The organism is Actinoplanes aureus (genome assembly GCF_015704865.1).
Lineage (GTDB): Bacteria > Actinomycetota > Actinomycetes > Mycobacteriales > Micromonosporaceae > Actinoplanes > Actinoplanes aureus.
Genome location: NZ_JADQTO010000005.1, coordinates 170,691 through 193,114, shown reverse-complemented (window position 1 = coordinate 193,114; position 22,424 = coordinate 170,691). Strand labels below are relative to the sequence as shown.

Sequence of the window (22,424 nt, the reverse complement as noted above, 5' to 3'; positions counted from 1 at the left end):
TTCGGGCCTCGGCGAAAATGTCGGTCCCGGCTGGCACAATCCGCGGCACGCTTCGGTGAGGGGATGTCGATGGGCTGGGTGCCGGCAGGTGCCGACTATGAGGTGAGCGTCGACCGGGGCAAGGTCGTCGCGCGGACCGTCCGGGGCAAGCCGCTCAAGAGCATGCCCAAGGCGCTGAAAGATCATGAGGCGGTGATCGGCCTCCGGCAGCTCGTCGAGTGGCTGGGCCGGCACGAGGCGTCCTGCCGCGCGGAGGCGGAGCTGTGGATGATCCGGTCGCTGCCGGTGCCGGCCGCCGTGATCGCACAGGTCTGGGCCGACGACGCGTGGCGGGCGCTGCTGCGTGACGCGGTGGTGGTGCCGGTGACCGGCGGTGCGTGGGACGTGGCCGCGGCCGGCCTGCTGCGCGACGCCGACGAGGCCAAGGGCCTGGGCGTCGTCGACCTCGACGGCGAGTCCGCGCGGATCACCGCCGAGACGGTCGCCATCCCGCATCCGGTGCTGCTGCCCGATCTGGACGATCTTCGTGAGTTCGCCGCCGACCTCGGTGTGCAGCAGGGACTGGTGCAGCTCTTCCGGGAGGTGTGGCGCAAGCCGGCCACGGAGGCGGATCAGCGGCGGGAGCTGCGCCGATATGCCGGGGCCCGGTTCAAGGAGCTGCGGCACGCGCAGTCGCGGGCCACCTCGGCCGGCTACCGGGTGCAGGGCGGCACGGCCGTCTGCCGGGTGTGGGAGGCGGGCCGCACGATCGTCGCGTCGGTGTGGATCGGTGACGGCGAGCCGTCCTATGAGACGGAGACGTTCGAGTTGACGTTCACCGACGCGGGCGGGCAGGCGATCGCCACCGGTGACGTGCCGCCGGTGGCGTGGTCGGAGGGGATGCGCATGGCCGCGACGCTGTACGCGGGACGGGTCGTCGAGGAGGAGGGCCGGTGAGCGAGACGCTGCTGGAGGCGGGAGCGATCCTGCCCGGTCCGGCCCAGGGCGCCGGGATCGACGCGATGACCGCGCGGGCGTACCGGCATGAGGCACTGGCAGGCCGCACGGTGGTGCGGCTCGTCGGGGCGACCCTCGGGCCGGCCGAGGACCTCACCATGGACTTCCTGGGCTTCCAGCCGTTGTCCGAGCCGGTCGCGGTGGGCAGTGCCCGCCGGCAGGCCCTCGGCTTCCCGGCCTGGGCGCTCGTGCACGACCCGGCCAACGGGCGGCACGCCCTCGCGCTCGTCAAGGAGATGGAGAAGCTCGCCCGGGCCGCCCGGAGCAAGCCGGGCAACGCCAAGGACGGCTACGAGGTGCTGGCCGGGCGGCTGGGTGCCGCCGCGCCGGCGTTCCTGCCGACCTTCTGGGAGCAGGCGGGCCGGGCCTTCCTGGCCGCCGACAACCAGCGCATGGCCGGGACCTGCTTCACCGAGGCCCGGCGCGCCGAGCAGGTGCACGGGCTGACCGTCGACGAGGACCGGGTGCGCGACGTGCATCTGGAGTTCGCGTTCGCCGGGGCGCTGACCGCCGCGATGCTGGCGGAGTACGCGCGCGGGGTGGTCGACCGGCGGCCGGCGGCGGAGGCGTATGAGCTGGTGAAGACCCTCGCCCTGCGGCGGGTGGCCGGTGGGCTGGCGCCGCACGCGTCGATGGCCGCCGACCTGGCACGCCTGGCGAAGGCGGCCGGGCTCGACCCCGAGCAGCAGGCCGATGAGGTGGTCACCCGGCTGCTCGCCTATCCCGCGATGTCCCGGGCCACGCCCTCGGTCTGGAAGTCGTACCGGCGGAGTCTGGTCCGGCTCGGCAAGCGGGAGGCGACGGTGCGGGCCCGGCTGCTGGCGATCGTGCCGGAGCCGCCGGGCTACGGCACCGACATGACTACGCAGTGGATCGAGCTGCTGGAGGCGTCCGGTGCGGCCGCCGACCTGATCGCCGGCGCGCCGGCGGCCGGTTCGGCGAGCCGGTGGCTGGAGCGGGTGCTCGCCGGCCGGCGGGGCAAGCGGCGCAACGCGCTCCTGTTGTCGCTGGTGGAGCGGCTGCTGCCGAGGCTGGCCGGCGAGGACGGGCTGCAGGTCTCGCCCGCGCCGTGGGGCACCGAGCTCGACGTGCTCGACCTGTGCCTCGCCGGCGGCGTGCCGGCCCGGGTCGGCTCGCAGCACGTCGCGAACGGGTTCGACCTCGCGAGCTGGGCGACCGACGAGGGCGAGGGCCGTCGCGACCTGGCCGCCGTCGCCGCCGACCGGACACTGCGCCCGATGCTCGCCTCCAGCGTCCGGACGGCTCTGCTGCGACTGCGCACCGGTGAGGCGCTGACCAGTCCGGCACTGCCCGAGCAGACCCTGGAGCAGGCGTTCGGCGCCGCCGGTGTTCGCGAGGTCCTGGTCGAGATGATCAGGGAGCAGTCGGCCCGGTCCGGTGACGGCACGGTCACCAGCCTCGACGCCGACCTGACCGGCCTGGCCCCGCTGTGGTCGGCGGCCGGGATGGCGCTCGCCCCCGACGGGTTCCGGCGGCTGCCGGACATCGACGTGCCGGCCGTTCTGGCGCGGACCCTGCGCGGCGGTCTGCTGACCGAGCTGTCCTGGCCGGCGTACGAGGCGGCCGCGCGAGCGACCAAGACCATCCGGATCGGTGAGGCGTGGCCCGAGCTGGTGGTGTTCGACCTCCAGACGGCACACGTCATCGCGCCCGGCGGCACGGTGACCGAGCACCTCTTCCGCTACCCGCCGCAGGGCCATCCGCACGCGCCCCGGCACTACTCGCAGCCGTCCTGCCTCTACACCGACGGCGAGCTGCTGGTCGCGTGGAACGGGGAGAGCGGACCGGCCGCCTACTGGTCGTCGCGACCGGACGACCTGGTGGACGGCGAGTGGCGGTCCGGCCGCGCCGGGTGGGGCGTGCCGATGGAGCCGCTGCCCGTTCCGGGCGGAGGTCTCACCACCGGCGCCCGGCCCGTGCATCCCGGTGACGCACGGGGGCCCGCCGACATGTATCCGGTGGCCGGTGACGGGCAGGCGTTCTGGCGGTGCGAGCACGTCCAGGGCGCGTCCGGCGAGTGGGAATGGCGGTGGCGGGAGTTCGATCCGCGTACCGGGGAAGCCGGGCGGGTCAGCATGCCGGCCTTCTTCACCGCCCCGGGTGACCGGCTCGTCGCCGAGGCGTGCGTGCTGCGGCCGGCACCCCGGGAGTTCGCCGGATCACCGCTGGGCTGGCGGGACGGGCTGGTCGGCTGGCGTACCACGCGGACACCGGACGGCGCGCAGGCCGGCGAGGGCGTCGACGGCCGCCGGGTGACCCTGCCGCGGGCCCGCTTCCAGCGGCTCCACGCCGACCGGGAGGACGACCGCCTGGTCGGTGCGGTGACGCTGCCGGGCTCGCCGGCGCCGCTGCCGGTGACCGTGGCGGGCGGCTACTCGCGGGACCGGCTGCGCGTGTGGACGGCCGACGGGGAGTACGTGCTCGCCGAACTGGCCGAGACGACCAGCACGCTGCCGCCGCTGGCCTGGTGGCACGGGTTGCGCACCCGCGACGAGGCCGGCTCCGCCGCGCTCCGGGCGATCGACGAGGCGACGGCGGCGCGGCTGCTCGCCGTCGACGACTCGGTGACCGGGACCGGCCGGGTCAAGGAGGCGGTCACCGCGAACATCGAGGCCCACCTGCCGCAGGTCACCGACGCCACCCTGCGGTCCCGGATCGCCGAGGTGGTGGCCCGAGCGGTCCGGCTGCGGCGGCGCATCGCCGAGGTCCCCCGGCACCTGGCGAGCCGGCCGGGACCGGCCCGGACCGTGCCGGCCGTCTCCGACGAGGCACTGCGGGAGGCGTGGCAGGGGCTGTGCGACACCGGCCGCACCTCCTCCCGCTACTACTACGGCTCGGCCGGCGCGCGGTACGACGTCCTCGAACAGATCAGCACCGTCGGCGCCGTGCTGGGCCGCCCGGACGCCGGTGACCACCCCGCCGTTCCGGCGCTCAGCGCGAACTGGACCAGCCTGCTCGCCGGGCTCGGCGCGGTCGCCCTGCGAGCGGCGTCCCCGGCCACCGGCGACGCCGGCCGCGAGGCGCTGACCGCCTTCCTCGCCGCCCTCTCCGGGACGCCGCTGGCCGGTGACGGACCGCCGCTGCGGATCCTGCGGGTGGCCCAGCAGATGGAGACGCTCGAGGAGGTGAACGTCCGCCGCGACGAGGCGGGGGTCACCGTGCTGTTCCCGAGCATTCACGGCTACTACCAGCGCGGGACGCCGTCGGAACGCAACGCCGTCCAGGTCGCTCGGGAGGGCGGGTTCAAGCCGCCGGCCGGCACGACGGTGTCTGCGGAGGCGTACCCCAGCGGTCGCCTGAGCCGCGAGCGGCTGTCCGCGTTCGGCGCCCTGCTTCGCGAGCGCGGCCCGGCGCCGTGGCGGCCGGACGCGGCCGAGGCCCTCGCCGCCGCGACCGGCATGACGCGGGCCGAGGCCGTCCTGCTGCTGGCCGGTCTGCCGGGGATCGACACGTGGGAGGCGAACTTCCTCAGCCCCGAGCAGCGGACCCTGCTCGGGCTCAGCGCCGCCCACGCCAAGGTCGCCAAGTCCGCGCTGCAAGGACTGTCCGAGCACGAGCGGGTGGTTCTGCTCGACGCGGCCATGCCGGTGGACCCGGCCGAGCTGTGGGAGCGCGGCCCGGACGTGGCGGCGATCGCCGAGGCCTGGATCCGGCTGCGGGGCCGCCGGGTCGCCGTTCCGGAAGAGCTCGTCGCCGCACTCGACCGGGTCGTCGACAGCGCCCGGGCCGCCGACCTCCTCCAGGTCATCGCCGCGCCGCAGGCCGGTGACTGGCTCAGCACCGACGGGCGCAGCACCGCGGAGGGGTATTACCACGTGGAGACCGTGTCGGACACCGGCACACCGTTCGACCAGCGCTATCTGTTCGCGGTGGCCGCCGCCCTGCCGTGGCTCGGCTACCACCTGCGCTGGGACGACCCGCTGCGGGCCACGCTCCCCGAGGCCCTGCGGCTGGTCCGCGCCCGGCTGCGCAACCCCGGGTTGCTCGTCGGCTACGCGGTGCGCCCGCTCGACAGCCGGCCCGAGGCCGGGCCCGCTCTGGTCGACGGGCAGGGCTACCAGGACTTCATGATCTTCCACATCGCGCCGGCGAAACTGACCGGCGCGGACGACCCGGCGCTCGGCTTCATCGACGAGAGCACCCGGGAGGCGTTGCGGACCCTGCTCTCCGGCTGGATCGACGAGGTCGTGTCCACCCCCGACGGCGGGTCCGGCGACCCGCACGATCCCCGGGTCAGCGCGCCGCACCTGGTCGGCGAGGTCGGCGAGCGGTTCGGCCTCGACACCGGCGCGGCGGCGTACTACCTGCAACTGCTCGCCCTGCCGGACCCGACCGACAAGGCGGTGCAGGCGTTCAACGGGTGGACGGCCGCTCAGCTGCGCAAGGCCCGCGAGGCGCTGGTGACCGCGGACCTGGTGGTGACCGCCAAACGGGAACGCGCCGGGCGCCCGGTCTTCCTGCCCGGCGGCTGGCTGCCGGCCCGTGCGCCGATGCTGCCGGTCGAGGCCTGGAAACAGGAGCTGTACGCGCACACCGGCAGGATGCGGGTGGTGACGCGATCGCTGCCGCGGTTGTTCGCCGCGGCGTGGGCCCGGATCACCGAGGGCGACGTGCCCCGCTACCGCGACCTGGAGGAGAAGCCGTGACCGCCGCCCGCCAGATCGACCCGCCGGAACACCGGTACGCCGAGGAGCTGGAGTTCCTCGCGGCCGCCGACACCGGCCCCCGCCCACCGGGCTGGCTCCTGACACCCCGCGCGGTGGTCACCTTCGTCGCCGGTTCCGGCGGGACGCCCGTCGAGGGCCGGGTCATCGCCCCGAAATTCGTCGGCGATCGGGCGCTCATCGAGCGGTGCGTCGTCACCCTCGCCGGGGAGCGCGGCCTGTTGCTGGTCGGCGAGCCCGGCACGGCCAAGTCGATGCTCTCCGAGCTGTTCGCCGCGGCGATCTGCGGCACGAGCGCGCTGGCCGTGCAGGGCACCGCCGGCACCAGCGAGGACCAGTTGCGCTACGGGTGGAACTACGCGCTGCTGCTGGCCAAGGGCCCGGCACCGGAGGCGCTGGTGCCCTCGCCGATCCTGACCGCCATGACCACCGGCGCGGTGGCCCGGGTCGAGGAGATCACCCGCTGCCTGCCGGAGGTGCAGGACGCCCTCGTCTCGATCATGTCGGAGCGGCGGATCAGTGTGCCCGAGCTCGCCGGGACGGACGGCGCGGTCAGCCACGCCGTGCCCGGGTTCTGCCTGATCGCCACGGCCAACCTGCGCGATCGTGGGGTGTCGGAGATGTCGGCGGCGCTCAAGCGGCGGTTCAACTTCGAGGTGGTGCCGCCGATCGCCGATCTGGACGCCGAGGTCGCCCTGGTCGGCCGGCAGGCGAAAGCGGCGGTGGAACGCGGTGGGGCCGCGTTCGCGGTGGACGACGCGGTCCTGGAGACGCTGGTGACCGCCTTCCGTGATCTGCGGACCGGGCTGAGCGCGGAGGGCTGGGAGGTGGAGCGGCCGTCGTCGGTGATGAGTACGGCTGAGGCGGTGGCGGTCGCGGCGTCGATCGGGCTGTCGGCGGCGTACCTGCCGGGGCCGGATCCGCTGTCGCTGCTGCCGGGGCACCTGCTCGGGGTGGTGCGCAAGGACGATCCGGGGGATGCGGCGCGGCTGCTCGCGTACTGGGACGGGGCGCTGCGACGGCGTGCCGAGGGCGGGGCGCGGATGTGGCGGCAGTTGTGGGAACACCGGGACGTGCTGCGTGACTGACCCGCGGTCGCAGGTCGAGCGGGTCGCCGGGGACGAGCGGGTGCAGCTGATCGGCGTACGGCATCACTCGCCGGTCCTGGCCGCCGCCGTCCCGGCGCTGCTCGACGCCTTCGCGCCGCGCACGCTGCTGGTCGAGCTGCCGGCCGAGATGCAGCCGTGGGTGGGCTGGCTGGCGGACCCGGACACGGTCGCGCCGGTGGCGCTCGCGGCCGCCGGTACGGACGGTCCGGTCGCCTTCTACCCGTTCGCCGACTTCAGCCCGGAACTGGCCGCCCTGCGCTGGGCCCGTCGCCATGGCGTCCCGGTGGTCTGCTGCGACCTGCCGCTGTCCGACCCGGCCTGGCTGTCCCGGTCACACGGCCCGTCGGACGGGCCTTCGCTCAGCGCGGCGGTGCAGCGCACCCTCACCGGCCGTGCGGGTGACGACCTCTGGGACCGGTGGATCGAGGCAGGCTCACCCGGCAGTTCACCGGAGGCGGTCCGGCGGGCGGCCCTCGCGGCCGGCTGGGCACTGCGGCACGACGCCGAACGGCACGGCGTCGACCCTCTGGACCTGCGGCGGGAGGCCTGCATGCGGGGACATGTCCGGGGTACGGCCGGACGCGTCGCCGCCGTCGTCGGAGCGTTCCACGCGCCCGCGCTGCTCGACGGGCCGGTCGCCGAGGGGACCGGGGACGGCCCGGTGCCGGTGATCTCCCTGGTGCCGTACACGTTCGACCTGCTCGACGCCCGCTCCGGCTATCCGGCGGGCATCCGGGATCCACGCTGGCAGCAGGCCGTCCTCGACCGCGGGGCCGATCCCGGACGGATCCGGCTCGCCACACACACGTTCGCCGTCGAGGTCACCCGCGAGCTGCGGGCGCAGGGCCGGCCGGCCGGGCCGGGCGAGGCCGCCGAGGTTGTCCGGCTCGCGGCGGACCTGGCGTCGTTGCGTGCGCTGCCCGCCCCCGGCCGCGGCGAACTCGTCGAGGCGTTGCAGACTGTCCTCGCGCAAGGGGCGCCCACCGGCATCGGACGCGGTGTCGCCCGAGCCATGGAAGCCGTCCTGATCGGGCGCCGGCGGGGACGGTTGCCGGCCGGCGCGCCCAGGACCGGCCTGCTGCCGGCCGTCGAGGCCGAGCTGTCCCGGCTGAAACTGCCCGGCCCGGGTCAGGCCGCCCAGCGGATCCGGCTGGACCCGCTGCGCTCCCCCACCGACCGGGCCCGCGATCTGGCCATCCGCCGGCTCAGCGCGTGCGGCGCGGCCTACGGCAACGCCGGTACGACGGGACCGGCCCTCGGCGGTGAGGCGCTGACCACGGCCTGGCGGGTCGAGTGGACACCCGCCACGGACGCCGCGCTCGCCGTCGCCGGTCTGCACGGGGTGACCCTCGCGCAGGCCACGGAAGGCCTGCTCGCGCTGCGCCGCCGGCGGGAGCTCGCGGACGGCGGCCCCACCGCGGAACAGGCTTTGATCGGCCTCGAGCAGGCGGCGGCCAGCGGGCTTCCGGGGCTTGCCGCGCTTCGCCTCGCCGACGTGCGGCAAGCCGTCTGCCACGGCGGCGCGGTGGCACACATCGTGGCCGGTCTGCATCTGCTCAGCCGGCTTGCGCGCGGGCACGTCACCGGGCTTCCGGAGCCGCTCGACGAGATCGCCGGGGTCCGCGATGATCTGCACGCCGCCGCGGTGGGGGCGGTGGCCGGGCTTACCGGGTCGACTCGCGTGGAGGACGCCCGCGCGCTGCACGATCTCGTCCAGGCGGCCGATGAAGCGGGGCGGCTCATGCGCCTGGACCATGCCGTTCGTGCGCTGACCCGGGACGGTACGCCGCTGATCAGCGGGGCCGCGGCGGCTGTCGGTGTGCTGCTCGGCCACAGCGAGCCGAGCGATTTCGGGCGGCGGCTCGCGTCCTGGGCCGACTTGCCCGCCGCCGAGGCGACCGACCGGCTGCGGGGTGCGCTCAGCGTGGCGGGCGCACTCCTGCAGGCCGGTGGGGAGGTTCTTGACCCGCTGCTCGACGTGGTTGATCACCTGTCCGACGACGATTTCGTCCGGCGGTTGCCCGCGCTGCGCGGGGGTTTCGACGCCATGAGTCCGGCGGATCGGGATCGTCTTCTGCGTACGGTCGGTGAGCGGCACGGCGCCGTCGCTGAGCGGCTCGCGGCCGATCCGGTGACGGTGGCGGGGTGGCTGGCCGCGGATCGGGCCGGGCTGGCCGCGGTTCTGGCGCTCGGCCTCGATCCGTCACCCGCTTCACCGGTCCCGACGGTCTCGTCTGCCCCTCGTGGCGGCTGTCCCGGGGCGATCTCGCCGGCGCAGCGATGGCGGTTGCTGCTCGGCCGGGAAACCGACCGGCTTCCCGCCGAACAGCGCCGGCTGGCCACCGCCCTCGACGAGATCTACGGTGCGGGCCGGGGTGAAGGATCGTACACGGTGGACGGCGGCGGTGCCGGGCGCGAGCCGGCCTATCCGCAGGCCCGCGACTGGCTGGACGACCTGGACGCGCTGTTCGGCACGGAAGTCCGCGACGAGGTCCTGGCGCGCGCCGCCGAACGCGGCCGGCTCGACGCGGTGCTCGCCGCCGACCCGCAACGGGTACGCCCATCGGTGGACCTGCTGCACGCGGTGCTCTCCCTCGCCGGCGGGCTGCCCGAGTCCCGCCTCGCCAAGCTGCGCCCGCTCGTCGCCCGGCTGACCGCCGAACTCACCGCGCAACTGGCCCGCCGCATCCGCCCGGCGCTCACCGGGCTGGGCACGCCACGGCCGACCAACCGCCCCACCGGACGGCTCGACCTGGCCGCCACCGTCCGGCGCAACCTGCACACCGTCCGGCTCGGGCCGGACGGCGAGGCGCAGATCCTTCCCGAGCGCCCGGTGTTCCGCAGTCCCGGCCGGCGCAGCGTCGACTGGCAGGTCGTACTGCTCGTCGACGTCTCCGGCTCGATGGAGCCCTCGACCGTCTGGGCGGCTCTGACCGCATCGGTCCTGGCCGGTGTGCCGGCGCTGCGCACCCACTTCGTCACGTTCTCCACCGAGGTCATCGACCTCACCGACCGGGTCACCGACCCGCTGTCGCTGCTGCTGGAGATCCGTGTCGGCGGGGGCACACACATCACCGCAGGGCTGCGGTACGCCCGCCAGATCACCGTCGTCCCGCGGCGCACCATGGTGATCGTGATCAGTGACTTCGAGGAGGGCTTCGCGATCGGTGACCTGCTCGCGGCCGTACGCGCCCTGGCCGACGACGGGACCACCCTGCTCGGTTGCGCCAGCCTCGACGACAAGGGCCGCCCCCGATACAGCGCCGGCGTCGCCGCCCAACTGGTCGCCGCCGGCATGCCTGTGGCCGCGCTGAGCCCGACCGAACTCGCCCGCTGGATCGGAGACCAGGTGCGATGACTCTGCCCCCGGTCGCCGCCGACGTGACCGCCGAAGCGGTCGCCGCGCTGCCCGCCCGCTTGAGCAAACGCCTCGACGCCGTCGCCGCCCAGGCACACAGCTGGCCGGTGTCACACGACGGCGATGTGATCACGGTCCGGCCGGATGATCAAACGACGGTCACGCTCACTACACCGGTCGTCGCGGCGGGGGATGCCGCGTGCAGCTGCTTGCTGGCGCCCCGCTGCCTGCACCGGGCGGCGGTGCTGAGCATCGCACCTGTCCTCGCCGCCGGCGCGTCGGCGGATTCCGGGCCGATCGTGGAATCGCAGGGTGGCGGCTGGGCCGCGCCGGCGGAGCACGCCGAGACCAGGTCGCCTGGCGAATCGGATGGCGGAAGCGACACCTCAGAGGCCGAGCCCGCGGGCACCGGGCCGCATTGGGAGTCACGCAGCGAGGGTGACGCCTCGCAACCCGAGCCTCTTGGTGGTGGGCCTGCGCCTGGCGGATCGCAAGCCGGGCCGGTTGGACGCGGCTCCGCTTCACCGGGCGGCGCTGCCGCACAAGTACGGCTAGCCGCGCCGGTCACCGAAGCTCAGTGCCGGGCGGCCCTCGACCTGGCGGCGGCCGCCTCGGCTGTGCTGGCCGGCGGCATCCCCGGCGCGGGAGCGGTAGCGCAGGCAGACCTGCTCCGCGCGGTGCACCAGGCACGTGCGGCCAAGCTGCACGCGCCCGCGGCGGCCGCCGTTCGGGTCGTGGAACACCTGCGAGCCGCACGCCGCGAAGACCCCGCGTTCCGCTTGGCCACGCTCACCGACGACCTACGCGAACTGCTCGCCTGCTGCCACCGTCTGGCCGGCGGCGACGCCACCGCGATCGGCGTCGCCCGCCGCGACTACGAACCCGTCGGCGACCTGCGGTTGCACGGACTGTTCTGCGAGCCGATCCGGGCAGCGACCGGCCACGCCGGCGCGGCCACCTATCTCGCGGACACCCGCGGCCGCATCTGGACCGTCTCCGACGTCAAGCCGGCGGATCCGGCCGTTGCCGTCTCCGCCGCCCGCGCCTCCGTCGATCTCGGCGAGGTCCGGCTCAGCCACCACGAACTCTCCCGGGGCGGCCTCCTCGCGGTCAATGCACACGCGTCCGTCACCGGCCGTCTCAGCCACGGCCGGGCCCGGCAGGCTGTGTCAGCTTCGGGTTCCAGCTGGTTCGACGCCCCGCTCGACGCCCTCTGGCATCCCGGCCTCCCCGCACAGATCGACCGATGGCTCACTGGCGCCGCCATGCCGGCCCACGAACGTCCCGCCGCGCACGACCTCGCCTTCCTCGACGGGATCATCCTTGGCGCCGACCGGCGCGGCCTGCTCCTGGCCGTCACCCCACACGACCCTGCCGCCTCGGTCGCGGCAGCGCCGCCCGGCCAGCCAGCCGCCTCCGGCGGAAACACCGCGCCCACCGAGAAAGACACGGCGGCGCAGAGCACCTCGGCGGTGCCCGCCACGATCGTCGCCGTGGCCGCGCCCCTCGACGACCCGGCGCTGCCCTACGTCACCAATCTGCGAATCCTCGCGGTCCACGCCGCCGGCCACCCGATCCGGCTCGTCGGCCGCTTCACCGGGCCTAGACGGGTCGCCGGGCTGGCGTTCACCGCCAAGTGGCTCCCGGCCCGGCACGGCGGGCACGTCGACCTCGGCACCGGCCCTCTGGCCCGCGCCGACCTGCCCGGCACCCTGCCCACACCCGCCGACCAGGCCAGCGTCCTGCCTAAACCCGGCATCCCGCCCAGACCTGCTGACCAGCCCAGCACCCCACCCACACCCGGCATCCCGCCCACGCCCGGCATGCCGCTCGCGCTTATCTCCCTGGCCGACGACCTCACCGGCGACCAGATTGGCGCCCCGCCCGCTCCACCGCTCCATCTCCTCCGCCACCAGCTCGAACGGGTCGCCTCGGCCGGCCGCCCGGCACTGTTGACGGGTGTCGGGGACGATGCGCGCCGCCTCGCCGACGCTCATCTCAGCGCCGCGGCCGCTGTCCTCTCCGCGCTCGGCGCGGCCGGGGTGCGGCGTACCCGGGATGTGTTCGGCCGCCTCGACCCGCACGACGTCCAGCAACTGGCCCGGGCCTGGCTGACGGCGGCGGTCTACGAGCAGGCCGCCGCCCACGAGCTGACCCGGATCGCTTGGGCCGAAACAACCGAAGTCTGAGGAACCGCCGACGCTCGGGACAGCCGAAGCTCCGGGTCAGCCGCCCAGCGCAGTGACCAACCGGCCACAGCAGGCCGGTCAACGCAGGCGGCGCAGCCACCGCAAGCAACGCGGCCATCTCAAGCAGCCCGACCACCGCAAGCAAGCCGGCCACCGCAAGCAAGCCGGCCACCGCAGGCTGCCCTGCCACCGCAAGCAGGCCGACCACCGCAGGCAGCGACCGGAGAAGGCGGCCCAATCACAGCAGGCGGTAGCCTCCACCATCATGCTGATTCGTGACGCGGTGCCTTCCGACTGGCCCCGGATCTGGCCCTTCTGGCACGAGATCGTCAGCGCCGGGGAAACCTACGCCTGGGATCGGCGAACCTCCGAAGAAGACGCCCGCAAGCTTTGGATGAGCCCCACCGCACGGGTCTTCGTCGTGGCCGACGACCGGAAGATCGTGGCGTCGGCGTACGTCAAACCCAACTACGGCGGCCCGGCGGCCGCGGTCGCCAACGCCGGGTTCATGGTCGACCCGGCGCACACCGGCCGGGGTATTGGGCGTCGCCTGGCCGAGCACGTTCTTCGCGAGGCCGAACGGGACGGCTACCAGGCGATGGTCTTCAACGCCGTGGTCGCCACCAACCCCGCCGTGGACCTCTGGCGGTCCCTCGGTTTCGCCATCCTCGGTACCGTGCCGGACGCCTTCGACCATCCCACCCACGGACCGGTAGGCCTGCACATCATGCACCGCAAGCTCGGCCCGCGAGCCGGAGCCGGTGGCGTAGACCGTGTCGAATAGGGCGGGCAGGCAGCGAGGCGGGCGCGACGATCGCATCCGCGGACAGCACGGTGTCCGCCGCAACGAGCTGCGCCCGGCGGATGGCCGCCTCGCTAAGACACCAACCTCAAAACCCCGATGAAGTACGCGTTTCCCAGAGTCCCCCTATTCTCCAAGCGATCACCCACGGTGAGACGCCCCAGCGCCACCGCCGGGCCCATGCGGTTCGGCGATGAATCGCCGGGCCAGCTCCGGCGTCGCCTCGACAGCGAAGCCGAGGGCCTGCTCAACGCTCGCATCCGGCACCGTGTAATAGCGGCTGCCCGCCGCCGTGGCCACGCCGACCGACATCCGGCCGCCCCAGCGTTGCAGGATCGACTGCTCGAAAGTCCAGCCGATCACCGCACGCCGCTGCAACGCCACCGTGCGCCGGTTCAGGACGCCGCCGCGCACCACCAGGTAGTCGCCGGTGACCGCGTGGCCCAGCGACAGATACGCCACCACGGCCGCCGGCAGCGTCAGCGGGAGCAGGACCAGAGGTAACGGCCACACCCAGTCCGGGATCGCACCGCTCCAGCCGTACAGCAGCAGCGCGCCGGCTGCCAGCACCGGGCCGTACACCGCCCAGCCGAGCCGCCGGATCAGCGCGCCGCGCGGATGCCTGCGCAGCGCCGCCTCGAGCGGGCGGCTGCCGTCGGGCAGGATCCGGGCGGCCAGGTCGCGGGCCTCGGCCAGCCGGATCCGGGGCAGCACGCCGCTGGTGGTGGACTCGCCGCCGGCGCGCAGGCCGGTGGCGATCACCTTGGTGCCGGTGAGCCGCAGCCACCGCCACGCCAGGGGTTCGGCGAACGCGATCCCGCGCAGTCGCTCGTCGGAGCGCTGCACGGTCTGGGTGACCAGCAGGCCCCGGCGTGTCACCAGGGCGGTGTCCGGCGCCGTGCCCTTGCGGACCAGCTGGAAGTTCCAGTTCTCCACCAGGAAAGTGACGGTGGTGACGGCCACCCCGAGCGGCAGTGCGATCGCCACTACCAGGACGGGGTTCCATTCGAGCAGCCCGCGAGCGGCGCCGAGCAGGTCGACGCCGAACGGCCGCAGCAACCAGTACAGGCCGAACAGCGGTCCGGCGACGGCGAACAACGACCAGACGGTGACCACGTTCAACGGCACCCAGTCCCGGCGCAGGCGGGCGATCACCGTTTCCGGGTCCCGCACCTCGTCGGCGACCGCCGGCAGCACGGATCCCGGCATCAGCTCCCGCTCGAGCCGGGTGGCATGCCGGCGGTCGAGGCCGTCCAGCTTGAACGACGACTCCGACTCACCGGACCCGATGTGCACGGTGGCCAGCCCCAGCAGCCGGGGCAGCGGGTTCGCCGAGGTGCTGACGCTGCGGATCCGGTCCCGGGCGACGGTCCGGTGCCGGCGGCCCGGCCAGCCGCTGCGCATCTCCACCCGCTGTGCGGTGATCCGGTACCGGGTCGTCCGCCACCGTTGCAGGTTCGTCAGCGCGCCGACCAGCCCGGCGCAGGCGCCGCCGACCAGCGGCCAGATCGGGTCGTCGCCGAGCACGATGCCGAGATAGCCGGTGACCAGGGAGATCGCCACCCGGATCAGGTCCAGGTGGACGACCCGGATGCTGAGCTGCCGCCAGGCTTCGTCGCTCATGTCGCGTCGCCCTCGGCGGCCGCGGTGACCTCGCGCAGCCGCTCGACGGTCTGGCCGGCGATCCGCGCGTCCAGCCCGTCGATCGTGATCTTCCCTTCCGACGAGGCGGTGGTGACCGCGATCGTGGCCAGCCCGAACCACCGCTGGAGCAGTCCGATCTCGGTGTCGATGGTCTGGATCCGGGAGATCGGGATGATCTGCCATTTTTTGGTCAGCCAGCCGGTGAGCGCGTACACCGCGTCGTCGGTGGCCTCCCAGCGGTGTACGAGATACCGCCAGGTCGGCATGACCACGATGTTCACCACATAGATCGGTACGGCCACGACGACCACCGGCATGATCCACGGGCGGGCGGCTTCCGCGTACCAGTAGACGGCGCCGAGCGCTCCCAGCACGCCGATCCCCCACAGCAGCGCCTGCACGGTCCGCCACGCGATGAAGCGCCGGTCCAGCCGGTGCCGGGGCAGCCGGAGTTCGAATTGCGATGTCTCGGCCATGCCGCCATGGTGACCGGCCCCGCCAAACCTGCCCGTCCATGATGGAGGACCCGGGAAACTCCCGCGACACAGAAGCTGATCATGAGCGAGGATCGGGCGATGTTGTGGACCGCCGACTTCACCCGGTATTTCGTGGCCCGGGCGGTCTCCGTGTTCGGCGACGCGATGCTGACCGTCGCGGCGGCCCTGGCGGTCGGCCAGGTCTACGGCGCCACCGGCGTCGGCATCGTGCTCGCCGCGTTCATGGTGCCGTTCCTGGGCTTCATCCTGTTCGGTGGGGTCTTCGCCGACCGGATCGGGGCTCGGCCGCTGATGCTCGCCGCCGACCTGATCCGCCTCGCCGCGCAGGGCGTCGTCGCGGCCGCCTTCTTCCTGGGCACCCCGTCGATGTGGTTGCTGATCGCCTGCTCGGCGATCAGCGGCACTGCGGCCGCGATGTTCCAGCCCGGCGTCAACGGCATCGTGCCGCAGGTGACCAGCGACCCGCACCGGGCCAACGCCACCCTCCGGATGGCCAACGCGATCGCCGAGTTGCTCGGGCCGGCCGCCGCCGGTGTGCTGTTCGCCCTGTTCGGCGCCGGCCCGGTGTACGCCGTGGACGCCGCCACCTTCGCGATCAGCGCCGCCTGCCTGGCCGGTCTGCGGGTGGCGAAGGTGGCCCCGCGGAAGTCGTCCACCATCACCGACCTGATCGCCGGCTGGCACGAGTTCCGGACCCGCACCTGGATGTGGAGCGTGATCCTGGTCTGGGTGGTGTTCGGCATCTTCCTGTTCGGCCCCCTGATCCCGCTGGGCGCGGTGCTGGTCAGCGAGGAGCTGGGCGCGTCCGCGTACGGCTGGATGCAGTCCGCGGTCGGCGCCGGCACCGTACTGGGCGGCCTGGTCGCGCTGCGCTGGAAGCCGGGCCGGCCCCTCGCGGCCGGCGCCGTGGCGTTGTTCGGCTATGTGCTGATGCCCGCGGCGATCGCCCTGCACGCCTCCCTGCCGCCGCTGCTGCTCGCCGCCGGGATCAGCGGGTTCTCCTGGGCGTTCTGGTCGATCATGTGGCAGACCAGCGTGCAGACCCAGGTGTCGCCGGACGTGCTGAACCGGGTCACCTCCTACGAGGTGCTCGGCTCGACCGGCAGCTTGCCGATCGGGCAGGCCCTCGCCGGCCCGGTCGCCGGCGTGGTCGGCGCGGAACGCGTCCTCGGCACGTCGGTGCTGGTCGGGCTGCTCGGTTGCACCACGTTGTTGCTCGTTCCGGCGGTCCGGCGGCTGCGGCGAGCGGTCGAGGATCCGGTTTTAACGTATTAAAACCGGCTCGGTGGTACAGGATGGCCACCGTGAAGCTCACCGTGGACGAGTACAGCGACGCGAACGCCCGGGAACTGGCACGGCAGGGGGTCAGCCGTCGCACCATTCTGAGAACCGCCGTCGCAGGCTATGCGTACGCCCAGTTCCAGCTCGCCGACGCGGCCTTCGCCGCGGCCGGCGGCACCGCGGGCCAGGCCGGCGTGGTGGTCGCCGGACGGCACCTGTCGTTCGTGCCCGGCGCCGACGGCGCGCTGAAGCCGGCGATGGCCGTGACCGCGCAGCTGGCGAGCAAGACCGGCACCCTGCCGCCCAAGCTGCGCGCCTACGTCGACGTCGGGTCGGCGCCCGGCCAGTACGGCACCCGTGTCGAGGCCGACATCCGGCACCTGGTCGGCCGGTACGCGATCCCCGGCGGCCCGATCGGCAGCCAGTTCTACCTCAAGGCGACCATCGACGGCCTGCGACCCGGCACCGTGCACCACTACCGGGTCCGGCTGTCCGACGGCACGGTGAGCGGCGACGCCCACTTCACCACCGCACCCGCCGACCGCGCCGTGCACGCCCCGTTCACGTTCACCGCGTTCGCCGACGTCGGCACCAACACCGCACCCACCGACCCGCGGTACGCCTGGAACCAGAACCCGCCGTCGGTCACGAAGGCCGACGGCACCTGGCCGGCCGGTGTCTTCGACGGCAACGCCTACCTGCCGGACGACCCGGTCGCCGGACTGCACGGCACCGACAAGCGCCCGGCCCTCACCCAGACCCTGTTGATGGCCACCCAGCGGCCCGTCTTCACGCTGCTCGCCGGCGACATCTGCTACGCCAACCCGTCCGGGTCCGGGCTGCCCGCCGACGACACCACCGCGCTGACCCGCGTCGCGCCGAAGGGCAAGAACCTCTACAACCCGTACGTCTGGGACGTGTTCCTCAACCAGATCGAGCCGCTCGCCGCCTACACGCCGTGGATGTTCGCCACTGGCAACCACGACATGGAGCCGCTCTACGGCAACACCCGGTTCCTCGGCGACAGCCCGGCGCACGGCTACGGCGGCCTGGTGGAGCGCCTCGACTTCCCGGACAACGGCCCGAAGACCTGCCCGTCGGTGTACCGGTTCACCTACGCCAACGTCGGCGTGATCTCGATCGACGCCAACGACCTGTCGCACGAGCTGCAGACCAACACCGGCTACTCCGGCGGAGCCCAGCTCAGCTGGGTGAAGGGGACCCTGAAGAAGTGGCGGGCCGACGACGACATCGACTTCATCGTCGCGTTCTTCCACCACTGCGCGTACTCGACGACCGACAGCCACGCCTCCGACGGTGGGGTCCGCGACGCCCTCGACCCGTTGTTCAGCAAGTATCAGGTGGACCTGGTCGTGCAGGGCCACAACCATCTGCTGGAACGTACCGACCCGATCCGGTACGGCAAACGCACCCGTTCCGCACCGGACGGATCGACCATCCACCCGGCCACCGACGGCGTCACGTACCTCTGCGTCGGCTCGGGTGGCCGGGCCCGCTACCCCTTCCGCCGGGCGCCCGGCCCGCAGGCACCGCCGCCGCCCAAGGTGACACCGAAGGGCCCGCAGAAACTGGCCGCCGGCCAGCGCTACCGCGGCTACCGGCCGCCCGGCGGCCCGAACACCAAGGAGAACAACACCGAGAACATCGTCAACAGCTACGTGTGGGCCAAGGGGTCGGGCGCGGTCAAACCGGCCGGTCAGCCCGCCGGATCCCGGGTGCCGGAGACCATCGACTGGTCGCAGGTGCGCTACGACGCCTACGCGTTCATGGCCGTCGACGTGGTGCCGGCCGCCCGTGGGGCGCGTACCACGCTGACCGTACGCTGCCTCGCCGACGCCCTGCCCGGCAGCAAGCAGCCGTTCACCGAGATCGACCGGATCACCCTGGCCCGCACCGCGGGCAAGAGCGCCGTCCGGACCTGAGCGGGTCGCTGGAGTCAGAAGAGGTGATCTTGCTTGGCCCACGCTCAATGCTGTCTCAACGCCCGCCAGACAGCACCCACGTCGGGCCGGACAAGACCCGGACCACGACGCGGTCCCGGCCGGCGGCGGACGTCCACGGTGGAGTTCCCGGACCGGGGGCGGGTCGACGCGCGGATGTCATCGATTTCCCGCCAGCTCGCGTAGCGTAAGCAGGATGGATCAAGCGAGTACCGAGATTCGGCGTGTCCTCGTCGTGGGCGGGCACGGCAAGGTGGCCCGGCTGCTGCTGCCGCTGCTCGTCGCGGCGGGGTACGAGGCCACCGCGGTGTTCCGCAATCCCGGGCACCAGGCCGAGGTGGCGGAGACCGGGGCGACCCCGCTGGTCGCCGACGTCGAGCAGCTTGAGATCGACGCCTTGGCCGAGCTGCTCGCCGGCCACGACGCGATCGTCTGGTCGGCCGGGGCCGGTGGCGGCAACCCGCCGCGGACGTACGCGGTCGACCGGGACGCCGCCATCCGCTCGATGGAGGCCGCGGCGCTCGCCGGCGCGCGCCGCTACCTGATGGTGTCCTACTTCGGCGCGCGCACCGATCACGGCGTTCCGCCGGACAATCCCTTCTTCCCGTACGCGGAGGCGAAGGCCGCCGCCGACGCCCACCTGACCGCGTCGACGCTCGACTGGACGATCCTCGCCCCGAGCCGGCTCACCGACGACCCGCCGACCGGGCGGATCGAGACCGCCGAGCAGGGCGCCGTCGCCGGTTCGGTCGGCCGGGCGGACGTCGCCGCGGTCGTGCTGCAGGCGCTGCACGATCCCGCGACGATCGGCCGTACTCTCCGGTTCAACGCCGGCGCCACCCCGATCCCGGAGGCCCTCCGCGGCTGATCACAGGCGGGCCAGCGCCGACAGCGGATCCTCCATGGCGTCGGCGACGGACCGCATGAAGCCGGCGGCCGTGCCCCCGTCGCAGACCCGGTGGTCGAACACGAACGACAGCTGGGTGATCTTGCGGACCGCCAGCGCGCCGTCCACCACCCAGGGCCGGTCGATGATCCGGCCCAGGCCCAGGATGGCGACCTGCGGGTGGTTGATGATCGCCGCGCTGCCGTCGACCCGGAACGCGCCGTAGTTGTTCAGGGTGAAGGTGCCCGCCGACAACTCGGCCGGTGTGGACTCGTTGCGACGGGCCCGCGCGGTCACCTCCCGGATCGCGGCGTCCAGCCCGGCGGTCGTCATGGTCTGCGCGCCCATGACGGCGGGCACCACCAGGCCCCGGTCGGTCTGCACGGCGAGGCCGAGGTTGATCGCCTCCAGCTCGACGATCTCCTGACGCTCGGTGTCGATGCGGGCGTTGAGCGCCGGGTACTCCCGCAGCGCGGCCACCACGAACCGGGCGACGTAGGCGAGCAGGCCCGGTGAACCCTGGTCGCCGCGGGTACGTTCGCGCAGCTCCCACAGGGCGGTGGCGTCGACGTCCACCCACACGGTGGCTTCCGGGATCTCCGCGCGGCTGCGGGACAGCACCGCTGCCACCGCCTTGCGGAAGCCGGTGAGCGGCACCCGCCGTTCACCGGTGGTGACCGGCGCGACCGGTGCTGGGACAACCGGCGCCGACGCGGCCTCCACGTCCCGCCGGGTGATCACACCGCCCGGTCCGGTGCCCTGAACGGCGGCCAGGTCGACGCCGCTGTGCCGGGCCAGCCGCCGCACCAGCGGGGAGATCACCAGCGGCGCCGCTCCGCCGGTGACCGGGGCCTCGGCCGGTGCGGTGGCGACCCGGGGACGGCGGTGCCGCCGGGAGCCGGCGGTACCCGGCTTCGTCCCGTACCCGACAAGAACGTTGCCGGAGCCCTCGTCCGGATCGGTGACCGTCAGCAGCGGCGCGCCCACGTCCAGCGTGGCGCCCTCCGCGGCGTGCCGGGTGGCCACCCGGCCGGCGTGCGGTGACGGCACCTCGACCACCGCCTTGGCGGTCTCCACCTCCACCACCGGCTGGTCGATCTGGATCTCGTCGCCGTCGGCGACCAGCCACCGGACGATCTCCGCCTCGGTGAGGCCCTCGCCGAGGTCGGGCAGCGTGAAGACGTGCGCGGTCACGACTCCTCCCATTGCAGGTCGTCGACGGCGTCCAGGATCCGGTCCACCGAGGGCAGCTGGAAATGTTCGAGTTTGGGCGGCGGGTAGGGGATGTCGAAGCCGGTGACCCGCCGGATCGGCGCGTGCAGCGAGTGGAAGCAGCGCTCGGTCACCCGCGCCACGATCTCCGAGGAGACGCTGGCGAACCCGGCCGCCTCGGCCACCACCACGGCCCGCCCGGTCGAGCGCACCGCCGCGCACACCGTCTCGTCGTCGAACGGGACGATCGAGCGCAGGTCCACCACCTGCAGGCTGCGACCCTCCTGCGCGGCGGCCTCGGCCGCCTCCAGCGCGACCGGCACGGCCGGTCCGTAGGCGATCAGGGTGGCGTCGGTTCCGGGCCGGCACACCACGGCCTTGCCGATCGGGGGTACGGGTGACGCGAGATCCGCCTCGGCCCGGGAGAAGTACAGCTTCTTCGGCTCCAGGAAGACCACCGGGTCCGGGGACTCGATCGCCTGCCTGAGCAGGCCGTAGGCGTCCGCCGGTCCGGCCGGGGCGACCACGTGCAGACCGGGCGTGTGCGCGTAGTAGGCCTCCGACGAGTCGCAGTGGTGCTCGACCCCGCCGATGCCGCCCGCGTACGGCACCCGGATGACGATCGGCACGCCCACCCGGCCCCGCGTCCGGTTGCGCATCTTCGCGGCGTGACTGACCAGCTGCTCGAACGCCGGGTACGCGAACGCGTCGAACTGCATCTCGACGACCGGCCGCATGCCGTTCATCGCCATGCCGATCGCCATGCCGAGGATCCCCGACTCGGCGAGGGGGGTGTCGAAGCAGCGCCGGTCACCGAACTCGGCGGTCAGCCCGTCGGTGACCCGGAAGACGCCGCCGAGCGTCCCGACGTCCTCGCCGAACACGACCACCGACTCGTCGGCGTGCATGGCGTCGCGCAGCGCCTGGTTGAGCGCGCCCGCCATGGTCAACTTCTCGGTCATCAGCGCACCTCCCGGGCCAGTTCGTCGGCGACCAGCGCCTGCTGTTCGCGCAGTTGCGGGGTGGGTTCCGCGTAGACGTGGGCGAACAGGTCCCGGTAGTCGGCGGGCGTGTCCGCGTTCAGTCCGGCCCGCATCCGCTCCGCCATGCGGTCGGCCGCGGCGGCGTACCCCGCTGCTTTGTCGTCGTCGATCAGCCCGCGCCCCCGCAGATAGGTCTCCATCCGGGTGATCGGGTCCCGGGCCAGCCACGGGGTCACCTCGTCGGCGGCGCGGTAGCGGCCGGCGTCGTCGGCGTTGGTGTGCGCCTGCACCCGGTAGGTGTGCGCCTCGATGAGCCGCGGCCCCTCCCCCGCGCGGGCACCCGCGACGGCCGCGCCCAGCACGCTGAGCAGCGCGGCCACGTCGTTGCCGTCGACGCGTTCGCCCGGGACGCCGTACCCGATTCCCTTGTGCGCCAGCGACGGCGCCGCGGTCTGCCGGTCGAGCGGCACCGAGATCGCGTATCCGTTGTTCTGCACCAGGAAGACGACCGGCGCGCGGAAGACGGCGGCGAAGTTGAGCGCCTCGTGGAAGTCGCCCTCACTCGTCGCGCCGTCGCCGCAGATCGCCATCACCACGGTGTCCTCGCCGCGCAGCCGGGCCGCGTGAGCGACGCCGACGGCGTGCAGCAGGTGCGTGGCGAGCGGGGTGGCCAGCGGCGCGACCCGGGTCTCGGACGGGTCGTAGCCGTTGTGCCAGTCCCCCTTGAGCAGGGTCAGCGTCTGCACCGGGTCGACGCCGCGGGCCACCCCCGGCGCGGGGGCCCGGGAGGTGGGGGACCGCCCGTCGCCGGCGGCCCGCCC

At 73.7% G+C, this 22,424-nt stretch carries 14 protein-coding genes; 9 read left to right on the top strand and 5 right to left on the bottom strand.

Annotation, left to right across the window (positions count from 1 at the left end; all coding sequences use genetic code 11):
* The first annotated feature begins 69 nt into the window (after positions 1 to 69).
* From I4J89_RS12360 to I4J89_RS12335, 6 genes are all read left to right on the top strand, one after another.
* Positions 70 to 936: a DUF4132 domain-containing protein gene (locus I4J89_RS12360; protein WP_196414052.1), complete on the top strand. Its 867-nt coding sequence runs from the start codon at positions 70 to 72 to the stop codon at positions 934 to 936.
* Positions 933 to 5,663 (top strand): hypothetical protein, encoded by a 4,731-nt coding sequence (locus I4J89_RS12355; RefSeq protein WP_196414051.1) that lies wholly within the window; start codon positions 933 to 935, stop codon positions 5,661 to 5,663. Before I4J89_RS12360 ends, I4J89_RS12355 begins: the two co-directional genes overlap by 4 nt.
* Positions 5,660 to 6,769, top strand: coding sequence for an ATP-binding protein (locus I4J89_RS12350; protein WP_196414050.1), 1,110 nt, complete (start codon positions 5,660 to 5,662; stop codon positions 6,767 to 6,769). The genes I4J89_RS12355 and I4J89_RS12350 overlap by 4 nt, the downstream gene beginning before the upstream one ends.
* Entirely contained in the window at positions 6,762 to 10,148 is a 3,387-nt protein-coding gene (locus tag I4J89_RS12345; RefSeq protein WP_309238284.1) for a DUF5682 family protein, read from the top strand. Before I4J89_RS12350 ends, I4J89_RS12345 begins: the two co-directional genes overlap by 8 nt.
* Positions 10,145 to 12,337 carry an SWIM zinc finger family protein gene (locus I4J89_RS12340; RefSeq protein WP_196414048.1) on the top strand — a complete coding sequence of 731 codons (2,193 nt, stop codon included), beginning with the start codon at positions 10,145 to 10,147 and terminating at the stop codon, positions 12,335 to 12,337. Before I4J89_RS12345 ends, I4J89_RS12340 begins: the two co-directional genes overlap by 4 nt.
* 265 nt (positions 12,338 to 12,602) lie before the next feature.
* Positions 12,603 to 13,121, top strand: a complete 519-nt coding sequence (locus I4J89_RS12335; protein WP_196414047.1) for a GNAT family N-acetyltransferase — start codon at positions 12,603 to 12,605, stop codon at positions 13,119 to 13,121.
* A gap of 159 nt (positions 13,122 to 13,280) precedes the next feature.
* Here the strand turns inward: I4J89_RS12335 and I4J89_RS12330 are convergent, their stop codons facing one another.
* Positions 13,281 to 14,762: a PH domain-containing protein gene (locus I4J89_RS12330; RefSeq protein WP_196414046.1), complete on the bottom strand. Its 1,482-nt coding sequence runs from the start codon at positions 14,760 to 14,762 to the stop codon at positions 13,281 to 13,283.
* Complete coding sequence (locus I4J89_RS12325) at positions 14,759 to 15,259, bottom strand: PH domain-containing protein (RefSeq protein WP_196414045.1); 501 nt, start codon at positions 15,257 to 15,259, stop codon at positions 14,759 to 14,761. Before I4J89_RS12325 ends, I4J89_RS12330 begins: the two co-directional genes overlap by 4 nt.
* Before the next feature lie 81 nt (positions 15,260 to 15,340).
* On the opposite strand from I4J89_RS12325, the gene I4J89_RS12320 reads away from it, so the two are divergent.
* The 3 genes from I4J89_RS12320 to I4J89_RS12310 all read left to right on the top strand — a co-directional run bounded on the left by I4J89_RS12320 (position 15,341) and on the right by I4J89_RS12310 (position 19,390).
* Complete coding sequence (locus I4J89_RS12320) at positions 15,341 to 16,555, top strand: MFS transporter (RefSeq protein ID WP_230858822.1); 1,215 nt, start codon at positions 15,341 to 15,343, stop codon at positions 16,553 to 16,555.
* Between the two features lie 20 nt (positions 16,556 to 16,575).
* Positions 16,576 to 18,504 (top strand): purple acid phosphatase family protein, encoded by a 1,929-nt coding sequence (locus I4J89_RS12315; RefSeq protein ID WP_196414044.1) that lies wholly within the window; start codon positions 16,576 to 16,578, stop codon positions 18,502 to 18,504.
* A 214-nt stretch (positions 18,505 to 18,718) separates the two neighbouring features.
* A complete protein-coding gene (locus tag I4J89_RS12310) occupies positions 18,719 to 19,390 on the top strand; it encodes an SDR family oxidoreductase (protein WP_230858821.1) in 672 nt (223 codons plus the stop codon).
* On the opposite strand, the gene I4J89_RS12305 is transcribed toward I4J89_RS12310, so the two are convergent.
* The 3 genes from I4J89_RS12305 to I4J89_RS12295 all read right to left on the bottom strand — a co-directional run.
* Positions 19,391 to 20,614, bottom strand: coding sequence for a dihydrolipoamide acetyltransferase family protein (locus tag I4J89_RS12305; protein WP_196414043.1), 1,224 nt, complete (start codon positions 20,612 to 20,614; stop codon positions 19,391 to 19,393).
* Positions 20,599 to 21,582 carry an alpha-ketoacid dehydrogenase subunit beta gene (locus I4J89_RS12300; protein ID WP_230858820.1) on the bottom strand — a complete coding sequence of 328 codons (984 nt, stop codon included), beginning with the start codon at positions 21,580 to 21,582 and terminating at the stop codon, positions 20,599 to 20,601. Before I4J89_RS12300 ends, I4J89_RS12305 begins: the two co-directional genes overlap by 16 nt.
* The coding region (locus I4J89_RS12295; RefSeq protein ID WP_196414042.1) for a thiamine pyrophosphate-dependent enzyme at positions 21,582 to 22,424 on the bottom strand (843 nt) is incomplete at its 5' end. The genes I4J89_RS12300 and I4J89_RS12295, both read right to left, overlap by 1 nt.

Excerpts from the sequence above, each read along its gene's own strand:
- I4J89_RS12335 (WP_196414047.1), top strand. The coding sequence starts at position 12,603 with ATGCTGATTCGTGACGCGGTGCCTTCCGACTGGCCCCGGATCTGGCCC.
- I4J89_RS12340 (WP_196414048.1), top strand. The coding sequence starts at position 10,145 with ATGACTCTGCCCCCGGTCGCCGCCGACGTGACCGCCGAAGCGGTCGCC.
- I4J89_RS12300 (WP_230858820.1), bottom strand. The coding sequence starts at position 21,582 with ATGACCGAGAAGTTGACCATGGCGGGCGCGCTCAACCAGGCGCTGCGC.
- I4J89_RS12305 (WP_196414043.1), bottom strand. The coding sequence starts at position 20,614 with ATGGGAGGAGTCGTGACCGCGCACGTCTTCACGCTGCCCGACCTCGGC.
- I4J89_RS12320 (WP_230858822.1), top strand. The coding sequence starts at position 15,341 with ATGAGCGAGGATCGGGCGATGTTGTGGACCGCCGACTTCACCCGGTAT.
- I4J89_RS12330 (WP_196414046.1), bottom strand. The coding sequence starts at position 14,762 with ATGAGCGACGAAGCCTGGCGGCAGCTCAGCATCCGGGTCGTCCACCTG.
- I4J89_RS12360 (WP_196414052.1), top strand. The coding sequence starts at position 70 with ATGGGCTGGGTGCCGGCAGGTGCCGACTATGAGGTGAGCGTCGACCGG.
- I4J89_RS12325 (WP_196414045.1), bottom strand. The coding sequence starts at position 15,259 with ATGGCCGAGACATCGCAATTCGAACTCCGGCTGCCCCGGCACCGGCTG.
- I4J89_RS12315 (WP_196414044.1), top strand. The coding sequence starts at position 16,576 with ATGGCCACCGTGAAGCTCACCGTGGACGAGTACAGCGACGCGAACGCC.
- I4J89_RS12310 (WP_230858821.1), top strand. The coding sequence starts at position 18,719 with ATGGATCAAGCGAGTACCGAGATTCGGCGTGTCCTCGTCGTGGGCGGG.